Genomic DNA, 19,927 nt, shown 5'->3' with positions numbered 1-19,927 from the left:
CCTAACGGAGGGACTCGTGCAGACCGCGGTAGCGCTTGAAGGCGTTGCGCAGGTCCTCGGTCGAGCCCCCGGCCAGCTTCGAGCGCAACCCGGCCAGATCACGTTCGATCAGGGTGGCCGCCTCGGCCACCGTGGCCTCCGGGTCGTCCACGAACTTGGCCTGCAGATCACGCCATTCGGTATCGGTGGTCAGGTCGGTGCGCCCGTCCACCGCGTCCGGGACCGCCTCGGAACGACGGCGCCCACTGGTGATCGAGGTGACCGGTGCCGGAGTGGTGCGGTCGTCGTGCCGGTCGCTGTCGTGGTCGGGAGTCGTCTCGTCGCCGACCGGACGGACCTCGCCGGTCGCGGCCCCGGCCAGCCGGTGGTCGACATCGGCGCGGCGATCGGCGTCGTCGTGCACGTAGTCCTCCCGCACCGAAGGGTCGCGACGATCGGCCGGGCGGTAGATCTCCTCTTCAGAAGTGGTGTCTGAAGACGCTGTGGGCCTGGAAGGCGCGGAAGTCACCGGAGTCTGGGGTGACTTCGCGGACGGGGTGGTCGCGTCGATCGGGCTGGCGCCGACGGGGGCGCCGGGCGCGGTGGCCGGGGCCTGCCCGACCGAGCTGGCCGCCGTCGGGCCGGGCCAGGTGGGACGCGAGTCGCCGGTGACACCCCGGTCGGCCGGACCGGTCGGGTTGGTCGGGTTGGTCGGGTTGGTCGGGCCGACCCTCTCGGCCGGTTCACGATCGGCGGCCCCCGGATCGGTGACCTGGCCACCGACCCGCTCGTCCGGCGGACGGACCGCCTCGTTGCGCGGCTGCTCGGTCGGGTTGTTCCCGGTCTCGCTGCTGGGGGTCATCGGGTCTCCTGCGTGGGCCGGCGGTCGGTCTCGGTGGCATCGACGGTGCGGTCACGACGGTCCGGCCCAGAGGTCGGGTCGGTGGCCGGGGCGACGCCCGGGTCGGCCCGGCGTTCCTCGGCCGAGGGGCGGCTGTCCGGCTCCACGTGGCGGCCGGCCACCGGCGAGCGGTCGGGCCCGGCCGGCTCGGGCTCCTCGGTGAGCACGTGGAACAGCTTGCGGTAGTGCATGAAAGCGATGCGCAGGTCCTCGGTCTCGAGCTTGCCCGAGGCCCGGTGACGCTCGTGCGACTCGTGCGCGCTGCGGTAGTGCTGCACGACCTCCGGGTGGTCGACCATCACCATGTCCGAGCGGGTGGCGAAGTCGTCCATCGGGTAGCCGCGTTCCTTCATCACCTCGGTGATGAGCTTCTCCGCGTCGTCCACGGCGGCCGGCGGCTCGTCCACGAAACGGGCCTGGGCGGCCGACCAGCGGGCGCCGAAACGGGTCTTCTCCTCGGCGGTCAGCGCCCGGATCTGCAGCTTGTCCCGGCGGTCGACCAGGTCGACCAGCTTCCGCTCGGCCTTGGTGCGGTTGTCCGAGCCCTCGAGGTACCGGTCGTACTCCGGGCCGAACCGGTCCTTCAACTCTGACCTGCGCTGCTGGAGCTCCGCGTTCTTCCGGGCCTTCCAGAACGCGAACCCCCCGATCAGCAGCAACGCCAGCAAGACGATGATGACGATCGCCGTAACCATGCGTCCTCCTTCTCGAGACGCACCCGGACGGCCCGGGGCGCTTTCTTGATCGAGCATCCCCACAGATCGGGCAATCCGCTTCCCGAGATGCCAGAGATGCTGCAAGCGCTGGTCACGGGGCAGGCCGTAACGTTGGGGGGTGCCTCCTACCCCCGTGCGCAGCCTGGCCGACGAACTGCGCAGCTGGGACGACGAGAGGCTGGTCTCGCTGCTGGAGCAGCGCCCCGACCTCACCGTGCCGCCGCCGCCCGACCTGGGCGGCCTGGCCACTGCCGCGGTCAGCCGGCTGTCGGTGCAGCGTGCGGTGGACGGTCTGGACGCGCGCACGCTGCAGGTGCTCGAGGTGATGGCGGTCAGCCCGGAACCGGTTTCGTCGGGTGAGCTGACCCGGCGCTGGGGAGCGCCGGTGAGCGGGCCGCTCGCCCACCTGCGCGGGCTGGGCCTGGTGTGGGGCGGCGCTCGTTCGCTGCACCTGGTCCGGGCGGCCCGCGAGAGTCTGGGCCCGCACCCCGCCGGGCTGGGCCCGCCGCTGGCCGAGGCCCTGGGCCGGCGTTCGCCGCAGCGCCTGGCCGAGGTGATGGAAGATCTGGGGCTCCCACCCTCTGGCGATCCGGACACGGCGCTGGCCCGGCTGGCCGACCACCTCGGCGACCCCGACACCGTGAAGAACCTGCTGGACCAGGCCCCCGGGCCGGCCGCGCAGGTGCTGGAGCGGCTGGTCTGGGGGCCGCCGGTGGGGCAGGTGCCCGACGCCGACCGCGCGGTGCGGGCCGGTACCGCCGGTTCCCCGGTCGAGTGGCTGCTCGCCCACGGTCTGCTCACGGTCGCCGATCCGGGGCACGTGGTGCTTCCGCGCGAGATCGGCTTGGCGTTGCGCGGGGGCAAGGTGCACCGGCGGCCCGAACAGTCGCCCCCCGCACTGGAGTTCCGGGATCGCAAGACCCGCCAGGTCGACGACACGGCCGCGCTGGCCGCCGCCGAGGCGGTGCGGCTGCTCGAAGAACTCGGCAGCCGCTGGGGCGTCGACCCACCGCCGCTGCTGCGGGCCGGTGGGCTCAGTGTGCGCGACCTGCGGCGCGTGGCCACCCAGCTGGACGTGGACGAGACCGTGGCCGGGCTGGTGGTCGAGATCGCCCTGGCCGCCGGGCTGATCGCCGACGACGGTGAGGCCGACCCGTCGTGGCTGCCCACCGCCGAGTTCGACACCTGGCTGGCCGGCAGCATCGGCGAGCGCTGGACCCGGCTGGCGCTGGCCTGGTGGGAGACCCCGCGGGCGGCCGGCCTGATCGGTACGCGGGGGCCGAAGGAGGGGCCGGTCGCGGCGCTGGGGCCGGCCGTGGAGCGACCGCAGGCGCGGATCGTGCGGCAGCGGGTGCTCGGCGACCTGGCCGAGGCCAGCGCCCGGCACCTCGAGGGGGTCACTCCGGCGCTGAGCGACCCGGCCGGTTCCGGGCTGGTGAACCGTCTGGTCTGGCAGGCTCCGCGCCGGGCCTCGGCGTCGCAGCCCGAACTGGTGCGCTGGGCGCTGACCGAGGCGGCCTGGCTGGGGATCACCGGGATGGCGGCGGTCTCGTCGTTCGGGCGGGTGCTGATCGGGGCGACGGAGTCGGGCCCGGGGTACGGCGCCGGCAGCGGCTCGGAGCCGAGCGCGGCGCAGACCCAGCGGCGGGTGAACGGCGCCAAGCCGGCCGCCGACCTGCTCGACGAGACGTTGCCGCCCCCGGTCGACCACGTGCTGCTGCAGGCCGACCTCACCGTGGTGGCGCCCGGCCGGCTGCCCGCCCCGATCGAGCGCGAGCTGATGCTGATGGCCGAGGTGGAGAGCCGGGGCGGGGCCTCGGTGTTCCGATTCACCACGGCCTCGGTGCGGCGGGCGCTGGATGCCGGCCGCACCGGCGAGGACCTCACCCGCTGGCTGACCGAGCACAGCCGGACCCCGGTGCCGCAGCCGCTGGAGTACCTGATCGGCGACAGTGCCCGGCGCTACGGCCGGCTGCGCGTCGGGGTGGCCTCGGCCTACCTGCGGGCCGACGACGAGGCCCTGCTCACCGAGGTCCTGGCCGACCGGCGGGCGGCCGGGCTGCGCCTGCGGCGTCTGGCCCCCACCGTGCTCGCGGCCGCGGCCCCGCCCGAGGTGGTGCTGGCCGCGCTCCGCGAGATGGGCCTGGCCCCGGCCGCCGAGTCGCCCGACGGCGATCTGCTGGTGCACGCCGTGGCTCCGCGCCGTTCCCGGTCGAGCGGGTCACCGGTGGCCCGCCGGCAGCCGCCGCCCACCGCCACCCACGAGGCGCTGCGCAACGCCGTGCGGTCGATGCGGGCCGTGGAGGAGAACACCCGCCGCCCGGTGATCGCCGGGGCCGAACCCCCACCGCTGGTCCCGATGGACCCGGCCGGAGCGATAGCCGTCCTCCGAGAGGCCGCCGCCACCCGACGTCCTCTGTGGATCGGTTACCTCGAAGAGGCCGGGAGACCCGTGCGGCAGCTGATCGAGCCGCTGGCGGTGGAGGGCGGCCGGATCCGGGCGCTGGAGCTGGCCACCGGGCGCGTGCGGGGCTACTCGGTGCATCGGGTGATCGCGGTGGCCGGTACGGATGAAACCGCTCCGGAAGCTGGTTGAGCTCCATGTCACCGAGCGATGAGGGAGACTCTGATCCGTGACTGACGGACCACTGATCGTCCAGAGCGACAAGACCCTGCTGCTGGAGATCGACCACGAGCAGGCAGCCGCCTGCCGTCGGGCGATCGCACCGTTCGCCGAACTGGAGCGCGCCCCCGAGCACGTGCACACCTACCGGCTCACCCCGCTGGGCCTGTGGAACGCGCGGGCCGCCGGTCACGACGCCGAGCAGGTGGTCGACGTCCTGCTGGAGTACTCGCGCTACCCGGTCCCGCACGCCCTGCTGGTCGACGTGGCCGAGACGATGGCCCGCTACGGCCGGCTGCAGCTGGTGAAGGACGGCGGCAACCTGGTGCTGCGCGGCCTCGACGTGCCGGTGCTCGAGGAGGTGCTGCGCAGCAAGAAGGTCACCCCGCTGGTCGGGGAGCGGCTGGACGAGACCGACGTGCTGGTGCACCCGAGCGAGCGCGGCAATCTCAAGCAGGTGCTGCTGAAGCTCGGCTGGCCCGCCGAGGACCTGGCCGGCTACGTGAACGGCGAGAAGCACCCGATCGAGCTGGCCCCAGACGGCTGGGAACTGCGGCCCTACCAGGCCGAGGCGGTAGAGGGCTTCTGGCACGGCGGTTCCGGCGTGGTCGTGCTGCCCTGTGGCGCCGGCAAGACCCTGGTCGGCGCCGCGGCGATGGCGAAAAGCGGTACCACCACGCTGATCCTGGTCACCAACACGGTCTCGGCCCGGCAGTGGCGCGACGAGCTGATCGCCCGCACCACCCTCACCGAGGACGAGATCGGCGAGTACTCCGGCACCCGCAAGGAGATCCGCCCGGTCACCATCGCCACCTACCAGGTGATGACCACGAAGCGGAAGGGCGCCTACGCCCACCTGGACCTGTTCGACGCACGCGACTGGGGCCTGATCGTCTACGACGAGGTGCACCTGCTGCCCGCCCCGGTGTTCCGGATGACCGCCTCGCTGCAGGCCCGCCGCCGGCTCGGCCTGACCGCCACCCTGGTGCGCGAGGACGGCCGGGAGGGCGACGTGTTCAGCCTGATCGGCCCGAAGCGCTACGACGCGCCCTGGAAGGACATCGAGGCCCAGGGCTACATCGCCCCGGCCGACTGCGTGGAGGTGCGGGTCACCCTGCCCGAGCGCGAGCGGCTGGTCTACGCCACCGCCGAGCCGGAGGAGCGCTACCGGCTCTGCGCCACCAGCGACTCCAAGACCAAGGTGGTCGAGCGGCTGGTGAAACGGCACGCCGGGGAGCAGATCCTGATCATCGGGCAGTACCTCGACCAGCTCGACGACATCGGGAATCGGCTGGACGCACCGGTTCTCAAGGGCGAGACGTCGGTGGCCGAGCGGCAGCGGCTGTTCGACGCCTTCCGGTCCGGCGAGCTGTCCACCCTGGTGGTGAGCAAGGTCGCGAACTTCTCGATCGACCTGCCCGAGGCCAGCGTGGCGATCCAGGTGTCGGGCTCGTTCGGCTCCCGCCAGGAGGAGGCCCAGCGCCTGGGCCGGCTGCTGCGCCCCAAGCGCGACGGCAAGTCGGCGCGGTTCTACGCGGTGGTCTCCCGGGACACGCTCGACCAGGACTTCGCCGCCCACCGGCAGCGCTTCCTGGCCGAACAGGGTTACGCCTACCGGATTCTCGACGCCGAAGACGTGGACACTCAGGAGGCCTGATCGTCGGCCGGCCGCGGCCAGGTGATTTGGCCTGACCGCAGGTCGGCGACCAGTTCCTCGACGTACTGCAGTTCAACCGCCAGGATTCGCTCCTGGTACACCGTCTCCACCAGGAAGACCGGCGCCAGGAAAGTCTTTCCGTATTCGACCTCGGCCCGGACCTTCTCCAGCCGCCCACGCAGCCGGGTCGCCCGCACCCTGAGAACCGAAACCGCCTCTTCCACGCCCAGGTTCGGCAGGAACGACAGGGCCGCCGGGAACTGCGGGTACTCCTCCACCGGCTCGGCCAGCATGTCGCGCAGCCAGTCGAGCAGCACCTCGTGGCCCTGCACGGTGAGCCGGTAGGTGGTGCGCTCGGGCCGGTTCTCGGCCCGTGCGGTGCCCTCCACCTCGACCAGGCCGTCCCGCAGCAGTCGCTGGACGGTCTGGTACACGCTGTTGCGCTGACTGACGTTGATCACGTCGTCCTTGTGCCGCTCCTTGATCAGCTGCTGCATCCGGTAGGCGTGCATCGGGGCCTCGGACAGCATCGAGAGCACGGCCACCGCGAGAACGGAACGACGGGGAGCAGGCACCCGCCGAGGATATCCCTGGCCATCTCTTAGTCATAATGTGTATGGTCATTTTATGACCAAGACAGCGATGATCATCGGCGGGGGCATCGCCGGCACGGTGACGGCGATCGCGCTGCACGAAGCGGGGCTGAGGTCCGTGGTCCATGAGGCCTACGGAGCGGGCTCGGACGGGATCGGGGCGTTCCTGACCATCCAGGACAACGGACTGGCGGCGCTGGCCCCCTTGGGCCTGCACCGGGTGGTGGGCGACCTGGGCATGCCCACCAAGCGCATGCATCTGGGGAGTGGGCGCACCGGCAAGGATCTGGGCAGCACCGGGATGCGGGCGCGCACGTTGTCGCGCTCGGACCTGTATCTCACCTTGCGGTCCGAGGCCGAGCGTCGTGGCATCGAGATCTGTTACGGAAAAAGGCTTGTGGACGCCTCACGCACCGATTCCGGAGTTCGCGCGGCTTTCGGGGACGGAACCTTCAGTGAAGGAGACCTGCTGATCGGGGCGGACGGGCTGCGCTCGCGCACCCGCGCGCTGCTCGATCCCGGGGCGCCGTCGGCGCGCTTCGTCGGACTGCTCAACACCGGCGGTTACGCGCCGGACCTGAAACTCGGCGGGGCCGTCGGCGATGCGCACTTCATCTTCGGCAAGCGCTGCTTCTTCGCCTGGCTGACCGCTCCGGACGGCGGCACCTGGTGGTTCGCGAATCCACCGGCCAAGTCCGACCCTGGACGCGACGGGCTGGACCGGATCTCGCCCGAGGCCTGGCGGCAGCAACTGAAGGACCTTTTCGCCGGCGACCGGAGCCCGGCGCTGGCGGCGATCGACGCGACCGACGAATTGTTCCCGCCCTGGACCACTTACGACTTTCCCAGGGTCCCGGTCTGGCACGACGACCGCATGGTGATCATCGGTGACGCGGCGCACGCCACCGCCCCGTCGGCCGGCCAGGGCGCTTCGATGGCGATCGAGGACGCAGTGGTCCTGGCCCGCTGCCTGCGTGACCTGCCTTCGACCGAGGACGCTTTCGTCGCCTACGAGCAGATCCGGCGGTCCCGGGTGGAGAAGGTGGTGGCGGCCGGGCGGCGCAACGGGTCAGGCAAGGCCGCCGGGCCGGTCGGGGCGGTCGTCCGGGACGCGATGATGCCCTACGTGGTGAAGCACTGGGCCAGCGAGAAGGCCCTCGCCTGGATGACCGAGTACCGGATCGACTGGGCGGAACCGGTCAGGCGCTGAGCGCGGCGTAGCGGCCTTCGTGCCGGAGAAGGCTCTCGTGGGTACCGGTCTCGACGATCCGGCCGTGATCCAGCACTGCGATCTGGTCGGCGTCGCGCACGGTGGAGAGCCGGTGGGCAATGGTGATCGTGGTGCGACCGCGGGCGAGCTCGTCGAAGGCCTCCTGCACGGCCCGTTCGGTGGCGGTGTCGAGGGCACTGGTGGCCTCGTCGAGCACCAGCACCCGCGGATTGCGCAGCAGGGTGCGGGCAATCGCCAGGCGCTGCTTCTCTCCTCCGGAGAACCGGTGCCCCCGGGAGCCGACCATGGTGTCGTAACCGTCGGGCAGCGAGGCGATCAGGTCGTGGACCTGAGCAGCGCGGGCGGCCGCCTCGATCTGCTCGTCGGTGGCGTCCGGCTTGGCGTAGCGCAGGTTCTCCCGCACGGTGGTGTGCAGCAGGTACGTCTCCTGGCTGACCACTCCGACGATCTGCGCCAGGTCGGCCAGGCGGAAGCGCCGCAGGTCGATGCCGTCGATGGTGATGCGGCCCGCCGTGGGGTCGGCCAGCCGGGCCACCAGCGAGCCGAGAGTGCTCTTGCCCGAGCCGGTCTCGCCCACCACGGCCAGCGTCTGGCCGGCCGGGACGAGGAGGTCGACGCCCGCGAGCGCGGCCGTGTCGTTACCGGCGTAGGTGAAGGTGACATCCTCGATCCGGACGTCTCCCCGGATACCCGACGGATCCACGTCCACCGGTTCGGCCGGTTCGTCGACCTCGACCGGAAGGTCGAGGTACTCGAAGATCCGGGCGAACAGGGCCAGCGACGAGGTGATCGAGACGCCGACGTTGAGCAGGCTGGTCAGCGGCCGGAACAGGCCCTGCTGCAACGCGGTGAAGGCGACCAGGGTGCCGATCGTCATCCCGCCCGACGTGGCCGGCAGCCCGGCGCTGAGGTAGATCGCGGCCGGGATGGCGGCGAAGATGATCGTCATCGAGGCCATCCGCCAGCGCCCGGCCAGGTCCGAGCGCAGCTGCAGCTCGATCAGCCGCTCGGAGGTGCGGGTGAAGCGCTCGACCAGCGCGGAACTGGTGCCCAGGGTCTTGCTCAGCTGGATGCCGCTGATCGAGAGCCCCTCCTCGATGGTCACGTTCAGGTCGGCGAGCTCCCGCTGCCGCTGGGCAGTGATCGCCCGGCGCAGGGCCGCGACCCGGCGGCTGAGGTGGATGGCCGGCGGCATCACGACGAGCGAGATCAGCGAGAGCTTCCAGGAGAGCGCGATCATCGCCACCGCCGTGGCGACCGCGGTGGTGAGGTTGGCGGCGATCGAGGTGGCGGTCGAGGTGACCACGCTCTGCATGCCGCCGATGTCGTTGGTGATCCGGGACTGCACCTCGCCGGTGCGGGTGCGGGTGAAGAAGGCGATGGACTGGCGCTGCAGGTGCGCGAAGACATCCGTGCGCAGCCGGTGCATCACCTCCTGGCCGACGCGGGTGCTGATCCAGGTCTGCACCACGCCGAGCACGCTGGTCAGCGCGGCCACGCCGACCATGCCCGCGACCAGCGCGACCAGGAGGCCGACGTTCTGCTCGGGGATGGCCACGTCGATGACCTCGCGCAGCAGGAACGGGGAGGCCATGGCGACGACGGACGACGCCACGATGATGGCGACCACCACGGCCAGCGGGCGGCGGTGGGCATTGAAGAGGGCACCGACGCGGCGCAGCGAGACCTCGCGGGCCTGGGCCCGTTCGGCGGCGCGCTCGGCGGGGGTGGGTTCGGACGGCTTCGGTGGCCTTGGCAAGGGCGGACCTCCAGGTCGGGAATTTAGTGAGGTTACCTCACTATGAGGCTCCAACCGTAGTTTCGGCTACGGTATTCCGGTGGGTGCCGAGCCAGAGAACGAACAGGGTGCGCAGGACGAGGAGACCCTGGCCGAGGCCTTCTGGGCGGTCTCCCGTCGGCTGCGCCACCGCAGTCACGAGAGCGTCAGCCCGCTGGGCATCACGCCGGGGCAGGCCCGGGCGATCGGCGTGCTGCAGCGGCACGGCAGCCTGCGCATCAGCTCGTTGTCCGAGCACCTGCGCATCGCCCCGCGCTCGGGGACCGAGGTGGTCGACGCCCTGCAGGAGCGCGGTCTGGTGGAACGTTCGCCGGATCCGGACGACCGGCGGGCCACGCTCGTCAGCCTGAGCCCGTCGGGGGAAGAGATCGCCCAGGCCGTGCGGCGGGCCCGGGCGGCCGAGGCCGACCAGTTCTTCGACCGGCTGGGTGAAGCCGACCGACGCGAACTCTCCCGAATCATCGGGATCCTCCGCCGCCCGTAGCGACCACCCCGTCCATTGGTGGTGATCTGGGGTTTCCGGGCCCTGACGGCGAACGGCCGGCGTCCAGGAACTTCCCAGAAATCGGGTGCACTCTGTCCGCGTGGCTGAGAAGACCTATGAGGCGAAACTGCTGGTCGTCGACGACGAACCGAACATTCGCGAACTGCTGACCACCAGCCTGCGGTTCGCCGGTTTCGACGTCGTGGGGGCCGGCGACGGCGCCCAGGCGCTGGCGCTCGCCGAGCAGCACCGGCCCGATCTGGTGGTGCTCGACGTGATGATGCCGGACATGGACGGCTTCACCGTCACCCGCAAGCTGCGCGAGCGCGGGCGGGACATCCCGGTGGTGTTCCTGACCGCCCGCGACGAGACCGGCGACAAGGTGACCGGCCTGACGGTCGGCGGGGACGACTACGTCACCAAACCGTTCTCCCTGGAGGAGGTGGTGGCCCGGATCCGCGCCGTGCTGCGCCGCACCGGGGTGGCCACCGACGCCGAGAGCGGCCGCCTGGTCTTCCACGACCTGGAGCTGGACGAGGACTCGCACGAGGTGCGCCGGGCCGGCCGCCTGATCGAGCTCTCCCCCACCGAGTTCAAACTGCTGCGCTACCTGATGCTGAACCCCAACCGGGTGCTGTCGAAGGCGCAGATCCTCGACCACGTGTGGGCCTACGACTTCAACGGCGAGGCCGGGATCGTCGAGTCCTACATCTCCTACCTGCGTCGCAAGATCGACGACGTCGAGCCCCCGCTGATCCACACCAAGCGCGGCGTCGGCTACGTCCTGCGCCTGCCTCCCCAGAACTGATCGGTCATGACCACGCTTTCTTCCGGGATCTCCACCCGCGCCCCCTCACAGCCCCGGTTCCTCGACCGCGCCCGGCAGCGCTGGGAGTCCACACCGCTGCGGGCCCGCCTGGTCGGGCTCATGGTCGTGCTGCTGGTCGCCGGCCTGGCCCTGACCGGTTTCGCCAGCCAGTACGTGCTGAAGAGCTACCTGGTGGGCAAGGTCGACAGCCAGCTCGAGCAGAGCCTGACGCCGGTGGGCGAGTCGGCGCTGAACGACACTCTGCGCGGCGCCAGCGTCCGGGCCCAGGGCTGGGGCCTGGCCGAGTTCGCGATCAAGGTCTGTTACGACGGGGGCGGTATCGGCGAGGACCTGACGCCGCAGTCGTCGGCCCCGGCCCTCGTAGAGATGACCTCCCAACAGGCCAACGCCACCGATGCCGAGGTGTTCAGCGTGCAGTCCGAGGACGGCGCCACCACCTGGCGGGTGATCGCCTCGGGCTGGAAGAAGGACTTCACCGGCCAGACCGGCAGCGTGCAGATCGCCCTGCCGCTCGACGACGTCGACGACGCGGTGAACCGGCTGCGGATCCTGATCCTGATGTTCGGGCTGATGGTCACCGTGCTGTTCGCCAGCCTGGGCTGGCTGGTGATCCGGCGCTCGTTCAAGCCGCTCACCGAGGTCGAGGAGACGGCCGCCGCGATCGCCGCGGGCGACCTGTCCCGGCGGGTGCCCGCGCACCCGGCGACCACCGAGGTGGGCCGGCTGACCACGTCCCTGAACGGGATGCTGGCGCAGATCGAGAGCGCCTTCCGCTCCCGTGAGGCCTCCGAGCAGCGCACCCGGCGGTTCGCTGCCGACGCCTCGCACGAGCTGAGAACCCCGCTGGCCTCGATCCGCGGCTTCGCCGAGCTCTACCGCCAGGGGGCGGTCTCCGAACCGGCCGACGTGGCCCGCACGATGAGCCGGATCGAGGACGAGTCGCGGCGGATGGGCACGCTGGTGGAGGACCTGCTCCTGCTGGCCCGGCTGGACGAGCAGCGTCCGGCCCGCAGCGAACCCGTCGACCTGGCGGTGCTGGCCGGCGACGCGGTGCACGACGCCCGGGGGCTGGCCCCCGACCGCACGGTCCGCCTGGTCGGGCTGAGCGACAAGCAGGGGCCCGAGCCCGCGGTGGTCACCGGCGACGACAACCGGCTGCGGCAGGTGGTCGCCAACCTGCTGGCCAACGCCGTGCGGCACACGCCTTCGGGATCACCGATCGAGGTGGCCGTGGGCCGGTGGGAGAACGTGGCGGTGCTGGAGGTCCGCGACCACGGCGACGGCCTGACCCCGGAGCACGCGGCCAAGGTGTTCGAGCGGTTCTACCGGGTGGACGCCTCCCGCGCCCGGCACCAGGGCGGCGGCTCCGGGCTGGGGCTCTCGATCGTCGCGGCCGTGATCAGTGCCCACGAAGGACGGGTCGGGGTCGCCTCCACCCCGGGGGGCGGGGCCACCTTCCGGGTCGAGCTGCCGCTGGCGAGCGCCGGGCTGCCTGAGGCCCCCGACGCCCCCGACACCCCTGATGACCTGGACGATGACGCGGCACCCGGTGCCACTCCGTCCACCTGAGATGATCATCCTTCACTGAGCGTCACCGGCTGCCCGAAGGGGCGACCTTCGGGCAGCCGATTGCACTACGCCCGGCGGCCTTGGTCCGCAACTTCAGGACGTGGCATTCCCCCAAACTCCCGACGATATTGACACCGCCGCGTGACACCTCCCACAGGATGAATTGCGCGGACGAGTCCCTGCATGCTGGCCTGCGTAGATATAGTTGTCCGTACAGGGCGGTTCCGGGTTACCTCAGGGATTTTCCAGAGGTGACGCGGCGTTCCCCAGATCGAAACCAGGTAGTCACGCAGCTGCGTGACTCTGGGTTCGGTACGCAGCGACAGCTTCGACCCTTTCGTGAGGAGGGCAGATGAACCACACCGCGACCACCCCGGACAGTGACGACACCAAGGCTCCCAAGAGCTACTCCGTCGCCAACCCGCGGCGCACTCGGCTGGACGCCGACGGTCGGCCGATCCAGGCCCCCGCCGCCAAGTCAGCTGCTGAATGAGCTGCGCCTAGAACGCTTGCGTTCGCACCACGATGCCCCGGTCGGCGACCGGGGCATCTCTGGTTTTGCGGCCGGGAACAGGCTCGGCCGGGTTCTCAGGCTTCTCACAGACACGATGCAGCCAACGCCGAGGAGGCCGGGGTGAAGTAGTACCCGTCAGCAAGCTGGCCACGAGGGTGAGAACAATGACGCAGACCACGAACAACCACGACGAGAACGCCTACTCCTGGGCCCGCCGCCCCGGCGACGACTCGTCCGCCACCAACCCTGCCCCGGCTGCGCACGCTTCCGCTCCGGCCGGCGCGACCAACCAGACGCAGCCCACCCCGGCCGGGCCGGGCGCGGGGCAGCCTGTGCAGCAGGGCTATCCGTACGGAGCAGCGCCGCAGTACGGCACGCAGGGGCAGCCGGCCCAGTACGGGCACAACCCCTACGCCCGGCCGCAGGAGCAGCACGGCCCCGGCCCGGAGGGGGCGAACCAGCCCGGCGCGACGCAGACGCTGACCGCCTACCCGAGCACCGGCCAGCCCCCCACCGGCCCGCTCCCCCAGCCGGGCTTCGGCAACGGTGGTCAGCCCCCGCTGCCGCCCGCGAAGAAGCGCCGCGAGCTGGGTCAGCCCGGCTGGCGCGGGGTCATCGCCTCGGGCCTGGGCGCCGCCCTGATCGCCAGCCTGCTCACCGCCGGCGTGGTGATCGCCACGCAGGACGACGACGCCGGCAACGCCAGCGCGCTGACCAGCTCCTCCCAGAGCGACGAGCCCGCCGCCGAGGCCCCGGTCACCGGCAGCACCTCGCAGAACCCCGACTGGGAGGCGGTGGCCTCCGCGGTCGAGCCCAGCGTGGTGTCGGTGCAGATGACCAGCGGGCAGTCCGGGGGTGAGGGTTCCGGCGTCATCCTCGACACCGAGGGCCGGATCGTCACCAACAACCACGTCGTCTCCGGCGCCGACGAGATCCAGGTCGTGCTGAACGACGGGCGCAAGTACAGCGCCAAGATCGTCGGTACCGACGCCGCCACCGACCTCGCGGTGATCCAGCTGGAGAACCCGCCGAACGACCTCACCCCGGCCAAGCTGGGCACCACCGAGTCGGTCGGCGTGGGTGACTCGGTGATGGCCGTGGGCAACCCGCTGGGCCTGGCCGGCACGGTCACCACCGGCATCGTCAGCGCCGTCGACCGCCCGGTCAGCACCTCCGCCTCCGAGACCGAGGGCACCACCAGCAGCAGCGGAACACCGGTGGTGACCAACGCGATCCAGACCGACGCCGCGGTCAACCCCGGAAACAGCGGCGGCGCCCTGGTCAACGCCCAGGGCCAGCTGATCGGGATCAACTCCTCGATCGCCACGCTCAGCCAGAGCTCGGCCTTCGGCCAGCAGAGCAGCCAGTCCGGCAGCATCGGCCTGGGCTTCGCCATCCCGGTCGACCAGGTGAAGGACATCACCAACCAGCTGATCGAGAACGGCAGCGCGCAGCACCCGTGGCTCGGCATCACCCTGGGCGACACCACCGTGCCGGTCGACGACGCGCAGCGCGACGGCGCCTCGGTCGAGAGCGTGGTGGCCGACTCGCCCGCCGCGGAGGCCGGGCTGAAGCAGGGCGACACCGTGATCGCGGTGGACGGCGAGTACGTGAACGGGGCCGAGTCGCTGATGGCCCAGATCCGCGAGCGCACAGTGGGAACTGAAGTGACCCTCACGATCGTCAGTAACAGTAAGAGCCAGGACGTGAAGGTCACTCTGGGCGCCCGCCCGGACAGCGCGAACTGACCACCGAACCGACCGCCCGCCTCTACCCCCACCAGGGGCGAGCGGTTCCCGGCGGCCGTACCCCACGGCCGCCACACCGAAAGGGCTGATCCGAGCAGCCTTTTCCACCGGAGCCTCCGGCGACACCCCCCCACCGTCGCCGGAGGCTCTGCGTTTGCCCACAACTTTTTCCACAGGTCTCCTCGCCTGTGGAAAACCCGGAACCCGTTTTCCCGCAACCTGCCATGGTTGTTCCACGCCGCCTGGACCGGCGGTGGCACGGCCGCTCCCGCCGGATGCGGAGGGTGGCCCGCGGTGGGAGCGGTCGTGGACAACGGTTTTCAGAGCTTCTAGGGGGAGGCCGGCATGCCCAGGTTCGAGGTCGACAGCGCTCAGGTGGTGCAGGCGAGCGCCGCCGTGCAGGCGTCCGCGCAGCAGATCGGCACCGAGGTGGACCGGATGATGCGGCATCTCGTGCAACTGCAGGCCGGCTGGAGCGGCACCGCCGCCACGTCGTTCCAGTCGGTCATCAACGACTGGCGGGGCACCCAGGAACGGGTGCGCGCGGCCCTGGAAGACATCCAGGTCGCCCTGGCCCAGGCCGGAAGGCAGTACCAAGAGGTGGAAGACGCCGCCGTGCGCATGTTCAGCGCCTGAACCGCCCCGCCCACCAGACCCCCGTGCCGGCTTTCGGCGCGAGCCGGCACGGGGCATCACCGCGGTCGGCAACCCGGCGGGCGGGCTGGCTGGCCAGCGGGCAGTCCGGCAGTCCGGCGGGCGGGCAGTCCGGCGGGCAGTCCGGCAGGCGGGCGGGCAGTCCGGCGGGCGGGCGGGCAGGCAGGACAGCGGGCAGGCAGGACAGCGGGCGGGCAGGCAGGCCAGCGGGCAGGCAGGCCGGCCAAAACACAACCGCCGCGGCGCCCTTGGGGGCGCTCGCGGCGGCTGGATCAGGCCTGGCCGGGACTCTGCCGGGTCAGTCGGGACGGGACCTCTCGACTGACCTCGGCAGGCGCTCGGCCCAGGTCACTGGGCAGAATTGTTCAGTGCGCGGACGACGGCAGGGGGTTCGGAACCTCCCACACCATGGACAGCTTGCGGCCGCCCTTGCCGTCCGGCAGCTTCACCCAGTGGGCCACCGGGCGGAGCGGCGAGGCTCCGGTCCATTCCGGGTGCCCCTGCAGCGACGTGCCGGTCGCTGCGGAAGTCGATTCCGTAGGCGACGCGGCAGAAACTGAATCAAGACCGTAGAGACGCTTCATGGCTCTCTATCCACCTCTCGTTCATCTTCTGTTCACCTTCAGGTTAGCACCAGGTCAAGTTGTGCGGTAGCTGAGGTGGATGGGGCGGCGCCCGGAAGCCGGGGTCGCGACGAGTGACGCGTGTTGACCTGAGAGCTATCTCAGCACGTCAGAGGCGGTTTTCCAGGAGCTGATCGAGGGACCTGGCGGCCGTCTCAAGCCTGGAAAAAACTGGTCAGGGCGGGGCAGATCACGCTCCGGACCAAGGTGAACAGGAGAAGTTGGCGGACCGGTCCGGGCTGCGACGGAGGGCTGGACAGCCGTCCTGCCGGGCATCGGCACCCCAGGCCGGACAACCCGTTCAGACGGGGCGGACGGGCTCACCAGGCGAACGCACAAGGCGTCCTACGCCCCAGTTGTCTACGCTGTCGAGGTGACGACGGTGATGCTCGGGCTGCCGAGGACGAGAGACGAGGGGCGCACCCCGCCCGTCGAAGGACGTCCGGCCGATTCGCGCCTGATCGACACCTACGGCCGGGTCGCCACCGACCTCCGGGTCAGCCTGACCGATCGCTGCTCCCTGCGCTGCGGCTACTGCATGCCCCCGGAAGGGCTGGACTGGCTTCCCCAGGAGCAGGTGCTCAGCGATGACGAGCTCATCCGGCTGATCACCCTCGCGGTGAACGAACTGGGCGTCGAAGAGGTGCGGTTCACCGGAGGCGAGCCGCTCCTGCGCAAGGGGCTCGAGCGGATCATCGGGGCGACCACTGCGCTGCGCACCCATCGGGGCCAGGCTCCGGTCACCGCGCTCACCACCAACGGTGTAGGCCTGGACAAGCGGGCTCGTGGGCTGGCAGCGGCCGGGCTGGCCCGGATCAACGTCTCGCTGGACACGCTCGACCCCGAGCGCTTCCTCCGGATCACCCGGCGGGACCGGCACCGCGACGTGCTGGCCGGCCTCGCCGCCGCCGCTGCCGCCGGGATGGGCCCGATCAAGGTGAACGCCGTCCTGCTACCGGGCACCAACGAGGACGAGGCGGTGCCGCTGGTGCGCTGGGCCCTGACCGAGGGCTACCAGCTGCGCTTCATCGAGCAGATGCCGCTGGACGCCCAAGGCGCCTGGGAGCGCGGGGCGATGGTCACCGCCGACGAGATCCAGCGGGCCCTGGCCCAGGAGTTCGAGCTGGTGCCCACCGATCCCCTGGCCCGGGGCGCCTCGCCGGCGCAGACCTGGACGGCCCAGGGCGACGGGCTGGAGGGCACGGTGGGCATCATCGCCTCGGTGACCCGGCCGTTCTGCGGCGACTGCGACCGCACCCGGCTCACCGCGGACGGGCAGATCCGTAACTGCCTCTTCGCCCGCGACGAGACCGACCTGCGGGCGCCCCTGCGAGCCGGGGCCGACGACGCGGAACTGGCCCGGATCTGGCGGGCCGCGATGTGGGGCAAGGCGGCCGGGCACGGCATCAACGACACCTCGTTCATCCAGCCCGACCGTCCGATGAGCGCGATCGGAGGCTGAGGACCAATGAGCAACACCATCACCATCCGTTACTTCGCCGGTGCCCGCCGGGCCGCCGGGGTGGAGTCCGAGGCCCTCACCGCGAGCGCGCCACTGGTCCTCGAGGACGTCGTCGGCCGCCTGGCCGAGCGCCACGGGAACGACCTGGCCCGGGTGCTGGACGCCTCCTCGTTCCTGATCGACGAGGTCGCCGGCGACCGCTCCCGGCTGGTGCCGGTCGGCGCCGTGGTCGACGTTCTCCCACCATTTGCCGGGGGTTGATCCCCAGGAAGCTCCCAGCCGACCGTTGCGCTCCCGTGACCGTTCCGACGGGTGGCAGTGTCCTGGCTGACGTAGTCTGAGCCACGGGTCGGCCTGGCAGCCACCCCTTGCAGGTCTCCCGTTGTCGGCTCTTCCAGCTGTGGGCGACCACGGCTCAGCCGACGCGGCAGTGTCGCCGTGCGTGACCAGAGTTGATCGATCGAGCATCGGTCCACCACGTCGAAGCAGGAGACATCGTTCGGTGACGCAGACGACGGGGCGGGAACCCGACGGGACCCTGCCCACCGGCCTGGACCGCGCGCGGATCGGGGCCACCACCCCGCTCGCCCCGCAGCCGCCCGCCCGCCCGGCGACCCCCTCCCGGGTCGAGAGGTTCGAGGAGCGCGCCTACGAGCTCCTGCGCCGCCCCTGGGTGGCCGAGGGCCTGGTCGCGCTGGTCTGCGCCGCCGTCTTCTCCTGGTGGGTCAACCGGCCCAGCCCGTGGTGGGACGAGGCGGTCACCCGCGACGTGGTCTCCCGCCCGACCGGCGACATCCTCGACCTGACCGAGCACGTCGACCTCGTGCACGCCACGTACTACCTGCTCGTGCACGCCTTGGTCGGCCCGACCGAGTCGTTCACGGCACTGCGCCTGCTGTCGGTCGCCGCGGCCACCGTCACCGGCGTGCTGCTGGTGCGCCTGGGCCGCGAACTGGGTTCGGGCAAGGTCGGTCTGGCGGCCGGCCTGCTGTGGGTGGTCGCCCCGCTGGCCAGCCGTTACGCGCAGGAGGCGCGGCCCTACGCGATGGTCGCGATGATGGCCACGGCCGCCACCCTGGCCCTCGTCCGGGTCTGCCGTAAGCCCTGGCTGCGCCCCCGCTGGGCGATCTACGTCGGCTGCCTGACGGTGCTCGGCCTGCTGAACGTGATCGGCCTGACCATCCTGGCCGCGCACCTGGGCTACGTGCTGGCCACCTCCGCCCACCGCGTCCGGCTGCACTGGTACCTGGGCGCCGGTGCGGCGGTCACCCTGCTCACCCCCCTGCTGTGGTTCTCCAGCCGGCAGAGCGGCCAGGTGGCCTGGCTTCCGGTGCCCACGCCCGACCGCCTGAGCGGTTTCTTCGCGGCGCAGTACGAGAGCACCTGGGTAGTGCTCGCCCTGGTCGTGCTGGCGCTGGCCGGTGTGGGCCGGGGCACCCACAACCCGGCGCTGGCGCTCGGCCTGGCCTGGTCGGTGCTGCCGCCGGTGCTCCTGTGGACCATCTCGCAGGTGCACCCGCTTTACGACTGGCGCTACGTGTTCTTCACGGTGCCCGGCACGGCGCTGGTGCTGGCCTCGCTAGCCACTCTGCTGCGGGTCCGCTACGTGCTGGTCATGCTGCTGGTGCTCACCATCGGCGCCGCGCACCTGCACACGGTCTACCGCTGGAAAGACACCGGTCACCACGAGAACCTGCGCGGGGTGGCCCAGGCGATCGAAGAGGGAGCCCGCCCGGGCGACGCGGTGATCTTCCTGCCCGCCTCGCGGCGCGTGGTGAAACTGGCCTACCCCGCGGCGTTCGACGGGGTGGACGACGTGGCCCTGGCCAAGTCCGGCGAGCAGTCGGACACGCTGTTCGGGGTCGAGGACTCGACTGCGCAGATCGCCAAGGCCCTGCGCAAGCGCACCCGGGTCTGGGTGGTCACCAGCAACGTGCGCCTGGGCGAGACCGCCGAAGAGCCCGAGCAGGACAAGGAGCGCCTGCTGTTCGACCGCTTCCGGGTCACCGGGGTGGAGGACCTGGGCACCTACCAGGTGCAGCTGTACGAGCGCAGCAGCAAGGAAGCCGGGATCGTGGCGCCCGGCGCCGCCTCCTCCTGAGCCTCAGGGGCAGGCGACCCACTCGTCGGTGCCGTCGCTGAAGACCTGCCGCTTCCAGATCGGCAGCTGCGCCTTCACCTCGTCGACCAGGCGCATCGCGGTCTCGAAGGCCTCCTGCCGGTGGGCCCCGGCCACGGCCACGGCCAGCGCCGTGTCGCCGATGGCGAGCGTGCCGATGCGGTGCGAGACCGCGACTGCCTCAGCGGTGCTCTGCGCCGTAACCTCGGCCACGACCCGCTCCAGGACCGACTGCGCGGTGGGGTGCCCCTCGTACTCGAGCCCCAGCACCTCACGCCCCCCGTCGTGATTGCGCACGACCCCGGCGAAGGTGACCACTGCGCCCGAGGAAGCTCCCTCGACCAGGGCGGCGTGCGCCTGCAGGTCGAGCGGCTGGTCGGACACGAGCGCCTGCCGGACCTGGCGGGCAGGCGGGTTGATCCGGCTC

General features: G+C 71.4%; 18 protein-coding genes. 12 read left to right on the top strand and 6 right to left on the bottom strand.

Features of this window, described 5'->3' with window-relative positions; genetic code table 11:
• Position 1: 1 nt before the first annotated feature.
• Both QSK18_RS06605 and QSK18_RS06600 read right to left on the bottom strand, forming a co-directional pair.
• Positions 2–841 carry a hypothetical protein gene (locus QSK18_RS06605; RefSeq protein ID WP_285617197.1) on the bottom strand — a complete coding sequence of 280 codons (840 nt, stop codon included), beginning with the start codon at positions 839–841 and terminating at the stop codon, positions 2–4.
• Positions 838–1,575 carry a hypothetical protein gene (locus QSK18_RS06600; RefSeq protein ID WP_232814786.1) on the bottom strand — a complete coding sequence of 246 codons (738 nt, stop codon included), beginning with the start codon at positions 1,573–1,575 and terminating at the stop codon, positions 838–840. The genes QSK18_RS06605 and QSK18_RS06600 overlap by 4 nt, the downstream gene beginning before the upstream one ends.
• Positions 1,576–1,714: 139 nt before the next feature.
• On the opposite strand from QSK18_RS06600, the gene QSK18_RS06595 reads away from it, so the two are divergent.
• Both QSK18_RS06595 and QSK18_RS06590 read left to right on the top strand, forming a co-directional pair.
• Positions 1,715–4,192 (top strand): helicase-associated domain-containing protein, encoded by a 2,478-nt coding sequence (locus QSK18_RS06595; protein WP_285617194.1) that lies wholly within the window; start codon positions 1,715–1,717, stop codon positions 4,190–4,192.
• Positions 4,193–4,229: 37 nt separating this feature from the next.
• Positions 4,230–5,876 carry a DNA repair helicase XPB gene (locus tag QSK18_RS06590; RefSeq protein WP_232810181.1) on the top strand — a complete coding sequence of 549 codons (1,647 nt, stop codon included), beginning with the start codon at positions 4,230–4,232 and terminating at the stop codon, positions 5,874–5,876.
• On the opposite strand, the gene QSK18_RS06585 is transcribed toward QSK18_RS06590, so the two are convergent.
• The gene (locus QSK18_RS06585) at positions 5,864–6,451 is read right to left on the bottom strand and encodes a PadR family transcriptional regulator (RefSeq protein ID WP_232810182.1); all 588 of its coding nucleotides are present in this window, start codon (positions 6,449–6,451) and stop codon (positions 5,864–5,866) included. The two genes, QSK18_RS06590 and QSK18_RS06585, sit on opposite strands and share 13 nt — an antisense overlap.
• A gap of 52 nt (positions 6,452–6,503) precedes the next feature.
• On the opposite strand from QSK18_RS06585, the gene QSK18_RS06580 reads away from it, so the two are divergent.
• Positions 6,504–7,679: an FAD-dependent oxidoreductase gene (locus QSK18_RS06580; RefSeq protein WP_285617189.1), complete on the top strand. Its 1,176-nt coding sequence runs from the start codon at positions 6,504–6,506 to the stop codon at positions 7,677–7,679.
• Here the strand turns inward: QSK18_RS06580 and QSK18_RS06575 are convergent.
• Positions 7,669–9,459, bottom strand: a complete 1,791-nt coding sequence (locus QSK18_RS06575) for an ABC transporter ATP-binding protein (protein ID WP_285617187.1) — start codon at positions 9,457–9,459, stop codon at positions 7,669–7,671. The genes QSK18_RS06580 and QSK18_RS06575 overlap by 11 nt on opposite strands.
• Positions 9,460–9,538: 79 nt before the next feature.
• Here QSK18_RS06575 and QSK18_RS06570 point away from each other — a divergent pair, with 79 nt between their 5' ends.
• The 6 genes from QSK18_RS06570 (at position 9,539) to QSK18_RS06545 (ending at position 15,278) form a co-directional block, all read left to right on the top strand.
• Positions 9,539–9,982, top strand: a complete 444-nt coding sequence (locus QSK18_RS06570) for a MarR family winged helix-turn-helix transcriptional regulator (RefSeq protein WP_232810183.1) — start codon at positions 9,539–9,541, stop codon at positions 9,980–9,982.
• 100 nt (positions 9,983–10,082) lie between these two features.
• Positions 10,083–10,790 (top strand): response regulator transcription factor, encoded by a 708-nt coding sequence (locus QSK18_RS06565; RefSeq protein WP_232810184.1) that lies wholly within the window; start codon positions 10,083–10,085, stop codon positions 10,788–10,790.
• 6 nt (positions 10,791–10,796) lie between these two features.
• Complete coding sequence (locus QSK18_RS06560; protein WP_285617182.1) at positions 10,797–12,380, top strand: sensor histidine kinase; 1,584 nt, start codon at positions 10,797–10,799, stop codon at positions 12,378–12,380.
• A gap of 352 nt (positions 12,381–12,732) precedes the next feature.
• Positions 12,733–12,873, top strand: coding sequence for a hypothetical protein (locus tag QSK18_RS06555; RefSeq protein WP_232810186.1), 141 nt, complete (start codon positions 12,733–12,735; stop codon positions 12,871–12,873).
• Positions 12,874–13,058: 185 nt separating this feature from the next.
• Positions 13,059–14,642 carry a S1C family serine protease gene (locus QSK18_RS06550; protein WP_285617180.1) on the top strand — a complete coding sequence of 528 codons (1,584 nt, stop codon included), beginning with the start codon at positions 13,059–13,061 and terminating at the stop codon, positions 14,640–14,642.
• Positions 14,643–14,987: 345 nt separating this feature from the next.
• Complete coding sequence (locus tag QSK18_RS06545; protein ID WP_285617178.1) at positions 14,988–15,278, top strand: WXG100 family type VII secretion target; 291 nt, start codon at positions 14,988–14,990, stop codon at positions 15,276–15,278.
• 383 nt (positions 15,279–15,661) lie between these two features.
• Here the strand turns inward: QSK18_RS06545 and QSK18_RS06540 are convergent, their stop codons facing one another.
• Complete coding sequence (locus QSK18_RS06540; RefSeq protein ID WP_285617176.1) at positions 15,662–15,880, bottom strand: hypothetical protein; 219 nt, start codon at positions 15,878–15,880, stop codon at positions 15,662–15,664.
• A gap of 424 nt (positions 15,881–16,304) precedes the next feature.
• Here QSK18_RS06540 and moaA point away from each other — a divergent pair, with 424 nt between their 5' ends.
• The 3 genes from moaA (at position 16,305) to QSK18_RS06525 (ending at position 19,482) form a co-directional block, all read left to right on the top strand.
• Positions 16,305–17,381, top strand: a complete 1,077-nt coding sequence (gene moaA / locus QSK18_RS06535; RefSeq protein WP_352396484.1) for a GTP 3',8-cyclase MoaA — start codon at positions 16,305–16,307, stop codon at positions 17,379–17,381.
• 6 nt (positions 17,382–17,387) lie between these two features.
• Positions 17,388–17,642 (top strand): MoaD/ThiS family protein, encoded by a 255-nt coding sequence (locus QSK18_RS06530; protein ID WP_232810190.1) that lies wholly within the window; start codon positions 17,388–17,390, stop codon positions 17,640–17,642.
• A 241-nt stretch (positions 17,643–17,883) separates the two neighbouring features.
• Complete coding sequence (locus QSK18_RS06525) at positions 17,884–19,482, top strand: glycosyltransferase family 39 protein (RefSeq protein WP_232810191.1); 1,599 nt, start codon at positions 17,884–17,886, stop codon at positions 19,480–19,482.
• A gap of 3 nt (positions 19,483–19,485) precedes the next feature.
• Here QSK18_RS06525 and QSK18_RS06520 read toward each other — a convergent pair whose 3' ends face one another.
• Positions 19,486–19,920 carry a molybdenum cofactor biosynthesis protein MoaE gene (locus tag QSK18_RS06520; RefSeq protein WP_352396483.1) on the bottom strand — a complete coding sequence of 145 codons (435 nt, stop codon included), beginning with the start codon at positions 19,918–19,920 and terminating at the stop codon, positions 19,486–19,488.
• Positions 19,921–19,927 lie beyond the last annotated feature (7 nt).

This window comes from Kineosporia sp. NBRC 101677 (assembly GCF_030269265.1).
Lineage (GTDB): Bacteria > Actinomycetota > Actinomycetes > Actinomycetales > Kineosporiaceae > Kineosporia > Kineosporia rhizophila.
This window is presented reverse-complemented; position numbering and strand designations above follow the sequence as displayed.